Source organism: Streptomyces lancefieldiae (assembly GCF_031845825.1).
In the GTDB taxonomy this organism is placed as follows: domain Bacteria; phylum Actinomycetota; class Actinomycetes; order Streptomycetales; family Streptomycetaceae; genus Streptomyces; species Streptomyces lancefieldiae.
On record NZ_JAVRFH010000035.1, the window covers coordinates 34,667 to 49,635 of the forward strand.

At 71.5% G+C, this 14,969-nt stretch carries 9 protein-coding genes and 2 pseudogenes; 7 read left to right on the plus strand and 4 right to left on the minus strand.

Annotation, left to right across the window (positions count from 1 at the left end):
* Positions 1-98 precede the first annotated feature (98 nt).
* Entirely contained in the window at positions 99-1,652 is a 1,554-nt protein-coding gene (locus tag RM812_RS28135) for an MFS transporter (protein WP_311578089.1), read from the minus strand.
* Between the two features lie 277 nt (positions 1,653-1,929).
* On the opposite strand from RM812_RS28135, the gene RM812_RS28140 reads away from it, so the two are divergent.
* From RM812_RS28140 to RM812_RS28150, 3 genes are all read left to right on the plus strand, one after another.
* Positions 1,930-2,580 (plus strand): TetR/AcrR family transcriptional regulator, encoded by a 651-nt coding sequence (locus RM812_RS28140; protein WP_311578098.1) that lies wholly within the window; start codon positions 1,930-1,932, stop codon positions 2,578-2,580.
* Between the two features lie 191 nt (positions 2,581-2,771).
* A complete protein-coding gene (locus RM812_RS28145; RefSeq protein WP_311578108.1) occupies positions 2,772-4,187 on the plus strand; it encodes a DEAD/DEAH box helicase in 1,416 nt (471 codons plus the stop codon).
* Positions 4,188-4,330: 143 nt separating this feature from the next.
* Positions 4,331-4,573, plus strand: a complete 243-nt coding sequence (locus RM812_RS28150) for a DUF5302 domain-containing protein (RefSeq protein WP_311578123.1) — start codon at positions 4,331-4,333, stop codon at positions 4,571-4,573.
* Between the two features lie 296 nt (positions 4,574-4,869).
* On the opposite strand, the gene RM812_RS28155 is transcribed toward RM812_RS28150, so the two are convergent.
* The gene (locus RM812_RS28155) at positions 4,870-5,541 is read right to left on the minus strand and encodes a hypothetical protein (RefSeq protein ID WP_311578128.1); all 672 of its coding nucleotides are present in this window, start codon (positions 5,539-5,541) and stop codon (positions 4,870-4,872) included.
* 513 nt (positions 5,542-6,054) lie between these two features.
* Here RM812_RS28155 and RM812_RS28160 point away from each other — a divergent pair.
* The 4 genes and pseudogenes from RM812_RS28160 to RM812_RS28180 all read left to right on the plus strand — a co-directional run.
* Positions 6,055-9,438, plus strand: a complete 3,384-nt coding sequence (locus RM812_RS28160) for an ALF repeat-containing protein (RefSeq protein WP_311578141.1) — start codon at positions 6,055-6,057, stop codon at positions 9,436-9,438.
* A gap of 82 nt (positions 9,439-9,520) precedes the next feature.
* Positions 9,521-11,467 carry a DNA/RNA non-specific endonuclease gene (locus tag RM812_RS28165; protein WP_311578151.1) on the plus strand — a complete coding sequence of 649 codons (1,947 nt, stop codon included), beginning with the start codon at positions 9,521-9,523 and terminating at the stop codon, positions 11,465-11,467.
* A 31-nt stretch (positions 11,468-11,498) separates the two neighbouring features.
* Positions 11,499-12,542 carry a hypothetical protein gene (locus tag RM812_RS28170; RefSeq protein WP_311578154.1) on the plus strand — a complete coding sequence of 348 codons (1,044 nt, stop codon included), beginning with the start codon at positions 11,499-11,501 and terminating at the stop codon, positions 12,540-12,542.
* Positions 12,543-13,228: 686 nt separating this feature from the next.
* Positions 13,229-13,513, plus strand: a pseudogene (locus RM812_RS28180) (helix-turn-helix domain-containing protein); the annotation flags it as partial.
* Positions 13,514-13,662: 149 nt separating this feature from the next.
* Here the strand turns inward: RM812_RS28180 and RM812_RS28185 are convergent.
* Both RM812_RS28185 and RM812_RS28190 read right to left on the minus strand, forming a co-directional pair.
* Positions 13,663-14,517 (minus strand): hypothetical protein, encoded by an 855-nt coding sequence (locus tag RM812_RS28185; RefSeq protein WP_311578157.1) that lies wholly within the window; start codon positions 14,515-14,517, stop codon positions 13,663-13,665.
* A 48-nt stretch (positions 14,518-14,565) separates the two neighbouring features.
* Positions 14,566-14,931: pseudogene (locus tag RM812_RS28190) on the minus strand (transposase family protein); the annotation flags it as partial.
* Positions 14,932-14,969: the final 38 nt, after the last annotated feature.

The window sequence follows — 14,969 nt, forward strand, 5'->3', positions numbered from 1 at the left end:
GCCGAATCGCCCCGTCGGCATTTCCCGAAAGGGCGATCCCGTGCCGTACGGCGCCGCACCCGGCCGGTGCGGCGCCGGCGGGGCGGCGAGTCAGTGGGTCAGTGGGCCATGACGGGTCCCGCCGACGGGTCGGGGCGTTCCTTGGGCAGCAGCATGAGGCCGCCGACGGCCGCGACGGCCGAGATGACCGCACAGGTCACGAAGGCGTTGCCCAGGCCGTCGAGCGAAGGGGTGCCGGCGGCGCCCTCCAGGCTCGTGCCCGCGACGGCCGTGACCACCGCGATGCCCAGCGAGGCGCCGAGTTCGTGCGCGGTGTTCACCAGACCCGAACCGAGCCCCGCGTCCAGGTGGCCCACGCCGTGCATCGCGCTGGTGATGGCGCAGACGAAACCGATGCCGAGGCCGAAGGAGAGCAGGACGAATCCCGGCAGGACCTCGGTCCAGGCGTTGCCGCGGTCGACACCGGACAGGAGCAGAGCGCCGACCGCTGCGAGGACCAGACCCGAGGCGGACGTCGGGCGCCAACCGATCCGCGGCACCGCCCGGGAGGCCAGATGTGCTCCGACGGTGGTGGCCAACGCCGCCGGGAGGAACATCAGGCCGGTGCGCAGGGCGCTGTGGCCCAGCACGTGCTGCAGGTGGAGCGAGCACAGGAAGAACCCGGAGATCAGCACGCCCGCGGAGGCCAGCATGAGCAGGCAGCCGCCGGCCATGGAGCGCCGTGCCAGGAAGGGGAGCCGCACGAGCGGGGAGACCGCGGCGCGCTCCGCCCGCACGAACAGGGCCGCGCAGAGCGCCGAAGCGAGCAGCGGGCCCCACGCGAACGCGTCACCGAAGCCGTGGTCGCGGGCCTGCACCAGGCCGTAGATGAGCAGGGCGGGCATCGCCGTCATGGTGAGCGCTCCCGGCAGGTCCACGCCCTTGTGCCGGCCTCCGGGCCCGGTGGTCGGCCCGTCCTCCCTGACCAGGACGGGCACCAGGAAGAGCACCATGAGGCCGATCGGTACGTTGACGAGGAACGCCCACTCCCAGCCCGGCCCCGAGGTCAGCACGCCGCCGAGGAGCACGCCGAACGCCGCGCCCGTGCCGCCGATCGCCGCCCAGACACCCAGGGCGCGATGGCGCTCGGGACCCTGGAACGTGGCCATCACCATGGCCATGGCGGCAGGCGAGAGGAAGGCCGCGCCGACACCCTGCGCGGCGCGGGCGGCGATCAGCACGCCGCTGGTCTCGGCCAGCCCCGAGACCAGTGACGCCGCGGTGAACAGCGCCAGGCCGCCGAGGAACGTACGCCGTCGGCCGAGGAAGTCGCCGAGCCGCCCGCCGAGCAGCAGCAGGCTGCCGAAGAGCAGTGTGTACGCGGTGACGACCCAGGTCGTCGCGGCCGGCGAGAGGGCGAGGTCATCGCCGATCGACGGCAGCGCGACGTTCACCACGGTCACATCCACGATGAGCATGAACTGGGCCATGCACATCAGCGTCAGGATGAACCACCGACGCGGATTCGGTGCGGTGGGGGACGGGTGCGCCCCCTCGTGGTGCCGATGCCCCCGGGCCTGGTCGTGGTGCTCGTGCTCCTCGGCACGACGGGGGTGAGGCTTGTCGCCCGGCTGCCCGTGTGCGGGGGTCCTGGCCTGGCTCTCCGGTGTCACCGGTCGCTCCTTTAAGCTGAACACCACTGTCAGGGTTACTGTAGGTCCCCGACGTGAACTTGAACAGTGGTGTTCAGTTTTTCGGTGTGCGCTGTCGCCGGGGATCTGCCGGGGCGGGCGACGCCCCCGCACGTCCCCGCACGTCCCCTCACGTCCCCTCACCGAACGTCCCGCCCCCGAGGTCGCCGGTCGGTGCCCCCTGCGGGGCGGCTGCACCTCGCCGGCAACGGCGCTTCGGTGTGGCACCGCGAGAAAGAGGTGGCATACGCTCCGCCCCATGTCCACGTCGCCGCAACGAGCCCGGAAGTCCCCGCCCGCCGCGTCCGCGCCCAAGGCGTCACCGGCGAAGGCTGCCGGTCCCAGGCGTCGTGCCGATGCGGCGCGGAACATCGCCGCCATTGTCGACGCCGCGCTCGACTGCTTCCGGAAGGACCCAGGAGCGAGCCTGACCGCGGTGGCGAACGCCGCCGGGGTCAGCCGGGTGACTCTGTACGCGCACTTCCCGTCCCGGGAAGCTCTGCTCGCGGCCGTGCTGGCGCACTCCGTCGAGCGGGCCGACGCCGCCCTGGCCGCGCAGCGGCTCGAGGAAGGAGACGCGGGGGAGGCCTTCTCGCGGCTGGTGCGGTCCAGCTGGGGCATCCTGGAACAGCATGCCTTTCTGCTCTCGATCGCCGAGGGCACCGTTCCGGCGTCCCAGCTGCGCAAGCACCACGCCAAGGTCCTCGGCCGCGTCGAAGCCGTCCTCGGGCGCGGTCAGGAGGAGGGTGCCTTCCGCACCGACCTCCCCACCAACTGGCTGGTCACCACGTTCTACAGCCTGCTGCACGCGGCGGCGCTCGAAGGCGAGCAACGGCACCTGAAGAAGAAGGAGATCCCCGGGATCCTCGACCGCACGCTCACCTCGATACTCAGGGCGGACTCCGCCTGACGGTCTGCGGCCCAGCCCCACCCACCTGAGTGCGGGAGCGGGCACGGATCGCACAGGACATGCCCCCGTGTTAGTGTCATGCGTTTGCGTGGTCGTCGCGGTGGGCGATTCTGCACGTTCGGTTCCGCTTGTACGTGGGCTGTTCGATCCTGCCGGGCCTTCCTCGGTACGTTCCCTGCGGAAGGTTGTTCATGAAGCATCCCGATGACTCCGGCATCGCTCACGGCGGTCCCGCCCGGCCCGGGGCCACGACCCCGACGCTGCCACCGGCCGTCTCCTTCGCCGGCCTGGAACTGCCGGCGGAGGTGCTGCGGACACTGAGCGGACTCGGGGTAAGCGAACCCTTCCCGATCCAGGCCGCCACACTGCCCGATGCCCTGAAGGGGCGCGACGTCCTGGGGCGGGGGCGCACCGGATCGGGCAAGACGCTCGCCTTCGGCCTGCCGCTGCTGACACGTACGGCCGGTCGGCGCGCCGAACCGAAGCAGCCCCTCGCCCTGGTCCTGGTGCCGACCCGGGAGCTGGCCCAGCAGGTCACCGAGGCGCTGGCGCCGTACGCCGAGGCACTGCGGCTGCGGATGGCCGCGGTCGTCGGCGGCATGTCGATCGGCCGGCAGATCACCGCGCTGCGCGAGGGGGCCGAGGTGGTCGTCGCCACCCCCGGACGCCTGCACGACCTGATCGAGCGCAACGCCTGCCGCCTGGGACGGGTGAGGATCACCGTGCTGGACGAGGCCGACCAGATGTGCGACCTGGGATTCCTGCCGCAGGTCGTCGACGCGCTCGACCAGGTGCACCCCGACGGTCAGCGGATGCTGTTCTCGGCCACTCTGGATCGCGACGTCGATCAGCTCGTCCACCGCTACCTCCACGACCCCGTCGTCCACTCGGTCGACCCGTCCGCGGGCGCGGTCACGACGATGGAGCACCACGTTCTGGTCGTCCACGGGCCCGACCGCTACGCCGTCACCACGGAGATCGCCGCCCGCGACGGCCGCGTACTGCTGTTCCTCGACACCAAGCACGCCGTCGACCAGCTCACCCGGCACCTGCGGGCCAGCGGGGTGCACGCCGGGGCCCTGCACAGCGGCAAGTCCCAGCCACAGCGCACACGCACCCTGGCGCAGTTCAAGAACGGCCGGATCACCGTCCTGGTGGCGACCAATGTCGCGGCCCGTGGCCTGCACGTCGACGACCTCGACCTCGTGGTCAACGTCGACCCGCCCACCGACCCCAAGGACTATGTGCACCGGGCCGGCCGCACCGCCCGCGCCGGTGAGTCCGGCAGCGTGGTCACGCTCGTGCTGTCGGGCCAGCGCCGCGAGACGAGCCGCATGATGGCCGAGGCCGGCATCGAGCCGACCGTCACCAAGGTGCGCTCGGGCGAGGCGGAGCTGAGCCGGATCACCGGCGCCAAGGCTCCCTCCGGCACTCCGCTCGACGGCGGGCCCGCCGCCCCCCGGCCCAAGAACAACAACGCTCCCTTCCGCGGCCTCGGCACCAGCAAGGACCCCTCCCGCGGCGCCGGCGGCAAGTCCCGGAAGTCCGGCGAGGCCCGCAAGCTCGCCGAGGCCCGCAAGGCCGCCCTCGTGCGTCGCAACGGCTGAGAGCCGTTGCCCCGGTACGAAGCGAACGCCCACGGCCGCGCGACGGACACCCGCCGGAACAGAGCAGGATGATGTTGCCGGCCCACCGCACCGCGCCGGCATGACAAGCTGTACTGGCCCACCCCCGAACCCAGGAGGTCACCATGACCGCAGAGCCCGTAACCACGGAAGGTTCGGAGCCGCCGGCCCCCGAGACGCCCCCTCTGGCGCCGGACAGCGACGGCAACTACGACCTCAAGCGCAAGTTCCGTGAAGCCCTGGAGCGCAAGCGCGGTGCGCAGGCGGAGGCGGCCGATGTCGCCGCCAACCCGGATGCGTCGAAGGTGCGTGCGGCGCACGGCCCGGCCGCGAGCCAGCGGTCGTTCAGGCGCAAGAGCGGCGGCTGAGCGATCAGTCCCGCGGCGGCCTGACCGCTTCACCGGCACTCTGCGCGCTGTCCCCTGACGCGCCCCGTGCCGTGGCCCGCAACGTGCGCATATCCCTGCGCGCGTTGCGGGCGAGGCGTAGCGGGCGGTCTCTCGGCTGCGAGAGGGCCCAACTGCGGCCGGTGCGGCTCGGGGTGTCGCCATGCTGGAATCGCGGCCGTTACGTCCCGGCCGAGGACCCCCGCGTTCCTTGGGCGGTTGCCCCGCACGGCGGACGGGCAGGGCAGGGCAGGCCGAGCGATGACCCGCAGGGGGACTCAGGGCGAAACCGGGCTGCGGTAACGGTCGAACACTGCCTCCCGCTCCCACTCCCAGGTCCAGTCCGGGTCCCGACGGTGGAACTCGGTAACGGCCGGCTCGAAGAACCGGTCGGAAGGCTTCCGGCTGGATCCGTTGACCACCAGTGCTGACAGCATCGGCTCGGGACCGGTGCTGTCCCGGCGGCAGACGTCTGCCAGCAGCAGCGACATCATCCGGCCGTGGTAGTGCACCCGGTGCTCCGGTGCCAGGGCCTCGCTCAGCGCCTTGTAGGTGTCGGTCCGGCCCTCTCGGGCCCACCCCCTCAGAATCTCCGTCATGGCGTCCCGGGCGGCCGTGCAGTCCGCATCTCCATACTTCATGTGAGCCCCCTCCAGCCGACTGGAGTCCCACGGTATCGAGTCGGGGCCGTGCCGAGGTCGCTGTCTTGCGACTCTGCTGGACTGCTCCAGCCGCGAGTTCGTCGACTGGTCCGTCCCCGACCACAGGCCCCGCGCCACCCACACCGTCTCCGCCGCAATCTCGCCAGGCCCCGAACACACCAACGGCATCCCTGCCGGTTCGGTGCCAGTCAGGGAGGTCAAGTCCTCCACGGCACAGCCGGGGGCGTCCTCCGCGACCAGCGCGGCGGTGTCGGCGGCGGCGCCGAGTACCCGTACCGCGAACAGCATTCTCCGCGGCTTTCCGGCGGTGGTGCTGATTTCCTTCATCGCACCCCTGATTTCACGGCAACCGCCCGCACTTGAAAGCCACCGGTCGCGAACAGGGGAAATGGCACACGCGGAATGAAAGCCTCCTTTGCGTACCATCGGCGCGCCTCCGCGACGCACTGTTCGAACGTCGGTGATCGTCAACGGCCCTGGCATCCCAGCACGGCGGCGCACCCACGTCCAGCACCGTGAACTGCCCATACCCGGACATTGGAAGCAAGCTTTCCATGACCTGCGTCACGCCGAGAAAAGGCTGTATGGACCGGCGTCATGATTTCGCAAAAATTGCACCGACCCCGTCAAATCCACATGTTTCGGTGCACGTTGGAGCATCAGCCGGCGCAACTTCCGCAGAATTCCTACGACGTTGATACTGTTCGCGAATTGTGGCGGGCGTCGGTCCACGGATCGGCCGTCCGCCACGGCGCGAAATCCGACACGTCACCGCATTACTCGTAGAAGGGCAAGCCCCGTATGCAGACAGCCTTCTGGAGCAGACGCCGCGTCCTCGGCGCGCTCGCGGCCGCGACCGCTGTCGCCGCCACCCCCTCGGTCCTGCGGCCGGCCACCGCCGCGGCCGCCGAGACAGCAGGCGCCGACCCGGTGCCGCTGCCGGACACCGAACGCGCCAAGGTCGTCCGCGCGTGGCTGACCGGCGGCAAGGGCGTCAAAGCCGCCGCCACCACGGCCCTCTACGGAACCGACACCGAGATCCAGACCTTCCTCGCCGAGACGCTGCCGCAGCAGACCGTGCAGGACAACCGGGTCGCGATCGCCCGCAGCCTGGACCGTGCCGGCAAGGGTCTGCGCCGCGAGGCCGTCGCCGCCCTGGACAACGGCGACGAAGCGATAGCCAGCTTCCTCTCGGAGGGCTTCGCCCCCGCCATCATGGAGGACCTCCAGGTCGCCACCAGCATCGTCGCGTCCACCGGCGACAAGGCCGTGAAGCGCGAGGCCAACGCCGCCCTCGACGCCGGCACCGAGCAGGCCCTCATCACCTTCCTCGCCGACGATCAGTACGACGCGCGGCTGGAGGACACCCGGGTCCAGGTCAGCACCATGCTGGTGACCGGCGGTCCGGAGGTCAAGAAGTACGCGGACCGCGCGCTCAGCGGCACCGCGAACGACATCGAGTGGTTCATCGAGACCGGCCAGCACATCGCGCGCGCCCGCGACCAGGAGTCGGCGACCATCGAGGAGCTGGTGGCCGTCGTCGAGCGCGAGGGCAAGCGCGCCGAGCGCGAGACGAACCTGGCCGTCGAGGCCGGGGCCCGCGCCGAGACCGCTGCCACCAAGGCCAAGGAGGCCGCCGAGAAGGCCGCCGCCGAGGCCGCGGCCGCCCAGAGCGACGTGCAGAAGTCGGGGGCCGCGGCCCGCAAGGCGGCGAGCGCGGCGAAGGGCGCGGCCGACGCCGCCCGCAACGCCGTCAACGCCTCCAACGCCGCCGTGAAGGCCTCCCGCCGCGCATCCTGGGCCGCCGCAGGCGCCGCCCAGGCCGCCGCGAAGGCCGGCAACGCCGCCGCCCGCGCCTACAACGCCGCGATCGCCGCGTCCAAGGACGCCGGCAAGGCGGAGAACGCCAAGAACGCCGCGGTCGCCGCCCGCAACGCCGCCTCCAAGGCCCGCAGCGCCGCCGCCGCTGCCGCCAAGGCGGCCCTCGCCGGCGACGCGTCCTCGGCCGCCGGCCTGGCCGCCGCCTCCGCCGCCCGCAACTCGGCCGCCGCCGCGACCGCCGCCGCCCAGGCCGCCGTGTCCGCCGGTGCCGCCAAGGCGGAGGCCGACGAGGCCAGGCGCCAGGCCGCCATCGCCACCAGCGCCGCCAACCGCGCCACCAACGCCGCCTCCGCCGCCCAGGCACTGGCGACCGCCGCCGCCAAGGCGGCCCGCACCGCCCGCGACGCCGCCAACTCCGCCGCCGACCACGCCGACAAGGCCGCGGACGCCGCCGAGGAAGCCGTGAAGTACGCGGGAAAGGCCGTCGACTACGCCAACAAGTCGACCGCCCACGCCGCGGAGGCCGTGAAGGCCGCCAACCTCGCCACCCAGGCCGTCAGCGACGCCATCGAGGTGGAGAAGAACGCCCGCGCCGCCGAGGCACAGACCCTCGAGCAGGACAAGCAGCAGGCCATCGAGGAGGCCCAGCAGCTCGCCGCCATCGAGCAGGCCGAGCTCTCCGACGTCCGCGAGAAGCGGCTGATGGAGGAACGCACCACCCAAGCGACCAAGGACCTCATCTCCAGGGCGGAAGAGGCCCTGTACTCCGGCGACATGTCGGTCGCCGCGACCCTGGGCCGGCAGGCCGCGGTCGCCCTCATCGACGCCCGCGGGGCCAACACCCGGCAGGCCGCCCAGCACGCCCTCGCCGGCTCCGACGACGACGTCTACGCCTGGATCGACCTCGACCGGGCTCTCGCCCAGACGCAGGACGACCGCGAGACCACCCTCCACGTGGCGACGATCGCCGGACCGAACGTCGCCGCGGCCGCCGCCGCCGCGCTGGAGAGCACCGACTCCAAGGCCGTCGGCGACTTCCTCACCGGCGGCATGAAGCGCGCCTCGGACGAGGACCTGCGCGTCGCCATCGGCAAGATCATCGCCGAGAACGCGGGCAAGGCCGTCATCCAGGCCGCCAACGACGCGCTGAACGAGAACACCACCGAATCCCTCAACCACTTCTTCGACCACACCTACCCGCTGGCCATCCAGGAGGACGACCGGGTCCGGGCCAGCGAGCTGATCAACACCGCGGGCGCCTTCACCAAGGCCTACGCGGAGGTCGCGCTCGAAGGACCGCAGTGGATGCTGCGCAACTTCATCTCCGTGATCCAGTACCGCACGGCCCAGCTCGACTTCGACACCGCCACCCACGTCGCCGCCGTCCGCGGGGCCATCGCCGCCGCCGCCAAGATCGCGGAGAAGGCGCAGGAGGACGCGGCCCTCGCCTCGAAGGCTGCCGCCGACGCCCGCAAGGCCGCCACCGAGGCCCAGAAGTGGGCGCAGAAGGCGCTCGACTCCGCCGCCAAGGCCGAGGACTACGCCCAGCAGGCGCGGGACAACGCCGACGCCGCCGACAAGTCGGCCGCCGCCGCCCAGGCCTCCGCCACCAAGGCGAAGAACGCCGCCGCCACCGCCCGCAGCGCCGCCCGCTCCGCCAACTACTCGGCCAACAAGGCCGTCGACTCGGCGCGCGCGGCCCTCGCCTCCTCCGCCGAGGCCCAGCGCTCGGCCGCCGCGGCCCGCGCCGCCGAGCTCGCCGCCTCCGCCGACGCGAGGGCCGCCGCCGTCGCGTACGCCGAGGCCAAGCAGATCGCCGCCGCCAAGAAGCGGGCCGAGGAGATCGCGAAGGCCAAGGAAGCCGCGCTCAAGGCACAGAAGGAACGCGAGGCCAAGCAGGACCCGGCCAACAACGACAAGAACAACCGGGTCAACCCGAACGGCACCGCGGACGGCGACGCCGACGAGTGGTGGAACGACGCCCAGTTCTACGCCGACGCCGCCAACGTGGTCAGCATCGGCGCCGGGTTCCTGTCAGCCGGCTGCGCCCTCGCCGCCTTCGTCTTCCCGCCGGCCCTCGCCGCGGCCGGCTTCTTCGCCGGCGTCTCCGCGGGCGCGGGCGCCCTCGGCTCCCTCTTCACGGGCATCGAGCACGGCTTCACCAGCGGCGCCTTCTGGGAGTCCGCCGTCGGCACCGGCCTGAGCCTGGTCTCCTTCGGCGCCTACAAGTGGGTCGGCGCCGCCGACAAGGCGCTCGGCGGCGGCCTCGTCAAGCCCGTCGTCAGCAAGATCACGGACACCGGCGAGGACCTGGTCTCCGGCATCACGAAGGGCCTCAGCGACCTCTGGGACCTGGCGGCCTGATCCCGCTCCGTTAGCTCTCCCCGGGGGCGCCGCAATCAGGCGGCGCCCCCTACTCCCTCCCCTCACGGAAAGTTCCTGCCCCATGCATGGAATACGTGGCGGGCGCTCCCCAAGGAGACGCGCCCGCTCGACGGTCCTGACCGTCCTCACCGCCCTGACCCTCGTCCTCACGACAGCCGCGACGAGCCAGGCGGCCGAACCGCCCGAGACGGCGAAGGCCTCGTCCACCGCCAAGTCCGCGGCGCCCAGCGCGGAGCCCACCGAGACCAGCAGGTTCGCGGCCGGCTCCGGTGAGGACTGCACCGCCACCGCGCCGGGCTCCAAGGAGCGCCGCGCGGGTGCCGTCGAGTCCTGTGTGACGGTCACCCCCGCCCCCGCGCAGGCGAAGACCCGCACCGGTGTCGCCGCCACCACCGCCTCCGCCTCCACCGCCGCCGGCAGCTGCGACATCACCAGCCCCGGCAACTACAGCTACGGGCGCTTCTCGTACTGCGTGACAGGCATCAACGTCACCTACATCCTCCGCGACGGCAACGGTGCGGAGATCGGACGCGGCACCCTGGCGGTCTCCACCAGCGCCGACCTCTCCGCGACAGCCACGACCTGGAACGAACAGGTCAACGTCACCATGACCAGCGCCTTCGGTGATGTCGCCGCCCTGAACGCCAAGTTCCGCGCCTCCTGCGGCGCCGGCTGCACGGCCACCAAGACCGCCCCCTGGTACGGCGGCAACATCACCCTCGGCCAGACCCTGACCGGAACCGTCACCTACTCCTCGCCCCAGACGACGGGCTCCTCCGCCTCCTTCCTCACGTCCTACGCGATGTACGTGACGTCCCCGGGCGCGACGGCGACCGACCCGAACGCGTCGTGGAAGAACTCGCGTCAGATCAGGTGCGACGACGCGGTGGGCGGCACTTCGGTGGCGGGCTGCGCCGTCCCCTCCGTCATGGCCGTCGTGCCGATGAAGGCGACGAGCGCGGACGCGGGCGGCGCCGTGGCCGCCTACGGCTGGGCCCAGAACAACCTCAACGGCGCCTGGGGGAAGAAGGGCAGCCCGCTGACCCGGTCGACGAGCGGCGTGGCCGGCCGCACCGCCGCCACCTGCGGCGGTTTCACGGCCGAGCCGGACCTCGTCGTCACCGACACCTGCGCCGACTTCCCCTTCGGGGAGGCGAAGGAGGGCGGTGCCGCCGGCGACCTGTGCGCCGAGGTGATCCCCAATCTCGGCAACGGCGAATGGGACACGTACATCCTGAACAACGCCCATACGCACGACCCCGCCGTGCCCTGCGTGCAGGCCCATGTCACGCCCACCGAGAAGCAGTTCGCCGACACACAGCTCGCCGACGGCTTCAAGGACCAGCGGGTGATCGACGCCGACGAGTTCGAGCTGCCGATCTCGACGCCGGACACGACGGGGCAGGCGGACTGCCTGGCCGCCCAAGGGCCGACCGGTTCGCTGCCCAACGGTGACGGCTGGTTCTGGAACACCACCGAGGCGGTTCCGCTCGTCAACAAGACCGTCCCCACGAGCGGACCCGGACAGCGGCCGACCCGGGCACAGGCGTGCCTGGGTCGCAATACCGGCGGCGGGACCGGGACCAGCAACCCGGTTACCGGGATGGAGGATGCGGACGCGTTCAAGGTCGCGGCCGGTGTCACCTATTCGCAGGACCGGTGCCATCTCATCGCGAGAATCCTCGGCGGTCAGGGCACGAGTGAAAAGACTCGCACCAACCTCGTCCCTTGCTGGCACACCGGGATGAACACGGGCACACCCAGCATGCGGACGTACGAGGACCAGACGCGGAATCTCATCAAGGGCCCCCTCGCCGCCTTCGGGGCGAACGACGCGGTCTTCTACGAGGTGACACCCGTCTACAAGGATGCGAGCAGCACCATCCCGACCGGGGTCACGATGCACGCGACGATCCAACGGGCGAACGGGACAACCGAGGAACTGTTCCCCAACGTCTACGTCACCAATACCTACCAGAACACCGGGACGCTCAACCTCGGTAACTGATCACGACCAGTTCGCACCGGCGGGAGCCTGCATGAGTTTCACCACCCCACCGCGGCCGTTCGACATCGCCGCGCTCTTCCCTCAACTGGCTCCGCTGGCGCGGACGGCCACCCGGCTGCACCCGCGGCCGGGGTCGCCCACTGTGCACGACAGCTCCGTCGGCGGGCCGCTCCTGTGGCCCGCCGACGAGCCGTGGCCGTACTGCGACGAGCCGCACGACAGGCACGCGTCACAAACGGTCCACTCGCCGGACGATGTCCGGCTGCTACGCCGCGATCTCGCCGCTGCGGAGGAGCGGCTGCGTCTCGACCCCGAGGCGCCCGAGGTCACCCCGGAGGAACGGGAGAACTGGGAGCGGATCAAGGTGGGCCGCCCGTGGTTCGACGGACCGATCCCCCTCCTTCCCGTCGCCCAGCTGTACGCCCGTGACGCCCCCTTCCCGTGCCCGCACGACGCGGACCTCCTCCAGGTCCTGTGGTGCCCCTTCGACCACGCGGAAGACCCCCACCCTCGGACCGCGCTCTTCTGGCGCTCCGCCGCCACCGTCATCGACGTCCTCGACGCGCCGCCCGAGCCGCCGGTCATCCAGTCCGCGCACTACCTCCCGGAGCCGTGCCTGTTCGCGCCGGAGCAGGTCACCGAATACCCCCACCCCGGGGAGCTGGACAAGGAACTCCGGGACCAGCTGGACGACTCCAGCCGCTGGGAGACGATCGACCCCGCGCGGTACCGCACGTACGCGTATGACCCGGGCGAGCTCTACCTGGGCAACCTCTCCACCGCCCCCGGCTGGAAGACCGGCGGCTGGACCAGCTGGGAGGCCACCGACCCCGCCGACCGCTCCTGCCCCGAGTGCGGCACTGAGGAGGTCCCGCTCCTCACCATCGCCTCCTCGGAATGGGACGGCATCAGCCATTCCTGGATCGCCGAGGAGGACCCGGCGAACCCGGCCCCGCCTCCCCTGGGCGCCCAGGACGGCAACTTCACCTTGATCGACATCGTCGGCGGCTGCAACCTCCAGCTCCACGCCTGCCCGGCCGACCCGTCCCACCCCCACATCGAGCTGGTCCCGTAACCGGCACGCCGGCAGCCGTCATGAGTCCCACCACCCCGCCGCGGCGGGGTGGCCGCCGATCCGGCCCGCAGGCCGCGGAAGCCGAGGACGCCGCGCGGCGGCAGTCCAGGGGCGGCCGGTTCCCGAAGCGGTACTTCGCTCCCGCCGCGGAAAGGTGGCCGCGGCGTTCGGGGTGACTTGGCGCGTGGGCACAAGAGCAACGCCCGGACGGTCTTGCCGCTGGGTGGGTAGGGGACGCAGTCCCAGTGGTCGGCGAGGGCGGTGACGAGGGCCAGGCCGCGTCCACCGGTGGGGAGCGCGTCGGGCGCGGTGTCCGTGGGGCGGGGGAGTGGGCGGAGGTCTCCGCGGGCGTCGCTGACCTCGACGCGGAGGCGGCCGGCCGTCGGGTCCAGGGCGAGCGTGAGCCCGGAAGCGGCGGCCGGACACGCGGTCGTGCAGGACGGTGTTGGCGGCCGGCTCCGCGACGACGAGTTCGGCACGCTCCGTGAGCTCCTGCGAAGCGGCCCCGGGAGTGCAGCTCGGTCACCGCGAGGAGTCGTGCGAGACGGGCGCCCGCCGCGTGGACGACAGTGAGCGTTTTCAGAGTGGCCGCCGATGGGGCGACAGCTGCGAGGGCGCAACGCACGAGGCACCGGTGCCGTTGAGGGAGGTGTTCGAATTCTCAACTCATCAGCGCAGGTGACTCGTTGGTCTCCTGTCCCGCCGCACTCGACCTGTCCCCTGCGCTGGTCGAGGGGGTGACCATGCTCATCGTCACCCGCGAGGGTGACCGCCGTTGCAAGCTCCCGCCGCACCAACGCGCGCTCGTGGGTCTGGTGTACCTGCGCAAGCACGACACCCTGGCCCAGATCTCCGCCGGCTTCGGCGGCACCGCCCACGCCTACACCGCTGCGGTGATCGACCTCCTGGCCACCCGGGCACCCGGTCGACTCAAGGTCCTGCGCGAGCATGGACCGGAGTACGTCCTGCTGTCCCTGGGGTTGCAACAGCCGCCGGGTGCCCATAAACGTGCAGGTCAGAGTGTGATCACTCCCTGAGCGGGGCAGACCCCGGCGTGCAGCCCGACTCGTCTGCCGCCACCAGCGGCTTCCCCTCAAGAAGGGGCTCTGCGTCGTACCCGTCACCCTCGCCTCGCTCCTGATGCGGGCGTGACATCCGAAGGCTCTCTCCGGACCGACGGCGTGCTCTCGGGGCTGGTGTACACGCAGGTACCGAAGTCGCTCCACCCCGGCTGGAGCTCATCCCAGTCACCATGGCCGTAGTAGCCGGTGTCGGCTTCGCTCAGGGTCACGCCGCCGTCCTTGTGACGGCCGATGTACTCCGCGTATCCTCCGTCTCCGGCAGACTGGAACACGTGCAGCTCGGCGCGCCCGTCCTGGTCCTCGTCGGTCGCACGCACCACGGCGACGAAAAACGAGACCTGAACGCGGATGGTGCCGCTCCGGCTGCCACTCAGGTCCCGGGCGAGCGGTCCGTAGCGCACTTCATGCACGAGCAGATTGGAGCGGGGGCTGTCCCCGATGTCCTCCTGGCTGCGGAACAATGCCAGATCGAGATAGCCGTCGCCGTCGAAGTCGCCGAACGTGCCCCTGGTCTCCAGGTCCGACGTCAGCAGGCCACGGGCCTTCTGCCATACGCCGAGAGCCTCGCCGACACCGACCTCGATACGGTCATCGGCCCGGCTGAAGAGGACGGAACCCTTTCCCGAGCGGTCGGGGTCGTGTATCTCGTCCAGCTGCCCGTCCGCGTCCACGTCGGCGGTCAGGCTGGTGTTGTCGGTGTCGGAGCACACCACAGTCGGTGCGTGATCACCGGGCTCGGGGCCGGAACAGAGGGCGAGCGTCGTGGCGACCGCGGCCAGAGCGGCTCCCGTGCCGATGACGAGTCGCCTTCGCCCGCGTGGGTACGGTCGTCTCAGCCGGGCGGTGAACAGGCTGCGGACACTGCCCTGTTGTGGACTCACGGGTTCCGCCATGGCGGGATTGTAGTGTCTGTGCCAGAAGTTGATCGTCAGTGAGCGTTTTCAGCGCTGCCTCTCCAGGGTGAGGACGGCCTTGGCGACTGACGTCATGCGGTTGGGACCGATCCGGGACCTTCGGAAGATCCGCCAGGACTTCAGCAGTGCCAGGCCCCGTTCGACGGGCGCCCGGGACGTGGCCAGTGCCCGGTTGACCGTCCGATGTGTCGGGGACAGCTGCCCGCCGGGCGGCCGTCTGCGTCCGGTGGTGACCCAGGGGCCGGCGCCCTGGTAGGCGCGGTCGGCCAGGATGGGGACGCCTTGGCGTCCGCAGATCCGGAGGATCCGGTGGGTGCGGGCCGCGGTCAGGTCGTGGCACCGGCCCGGCAAGGCCGGCGACATCCACAGCACGTGCCCGGCCGGGTCGGTCACGTGCGGCAGGACAGGAGACCAACGAGACACAGCGCTCC

Coding starts and splice junctions, on each gene's coding strand:
- RM812_RS28140 (WP_311578098.1), top strand. CDS start 1,930: ATGTCCACGTCGCCGCAACGAGCCCGGAAGTCCCCGCCCGCCGCGTCC.
- RM812_RS28145 (WP_311578108.1), top strand. CDS start 2,772: ATGAAGCATCCCGATGACTCCGGCATCGCTCACGGCGGTCCCGCCCGG.
- RM812_RS28150 (WP_311578123.1), top strand. CDS start 4,331: ATGACCGCAGAGCCCGTAACCACGGAAGGTTCGGAGCCGCCGGCCCCC.
- RM812_RS28155 (WP_311578128.1), bottom strand. CDS start 5,541: ATGCTGTTCGCGGTACGGGTACTCGGCGCCGCCGCCGACACCGCCGCG.
- RM812_RS28160 (WP_311578141.1), top strand. CDS start 6,055: ATGCAGACAGCCTTCTGGAGCAGACGCCGCGTCCTCGGCGCGCTCGCG.
- RM812_RS28165 (WP_311578151.1), top strand. CDS start 9,521: ATGCATGGAATACGTGGCGGGCGCTCCCCAAGGAGACGCGCCCGCTCG.
- RM812_RS28170 (WP_311578154.1), top strand. CDS start 11,499: ATGAGTTTCACCACCCCACCGCGGCCGTTCGACATCGCCGCGCTCTTC.
- RM812_RS28185 (WP_311578157.1), bottom strand. CDS start 14,517: ATGGCGGAACCCGTGAGTCCACAACAGGGCAGTGTCCGCAGCCTGTTC.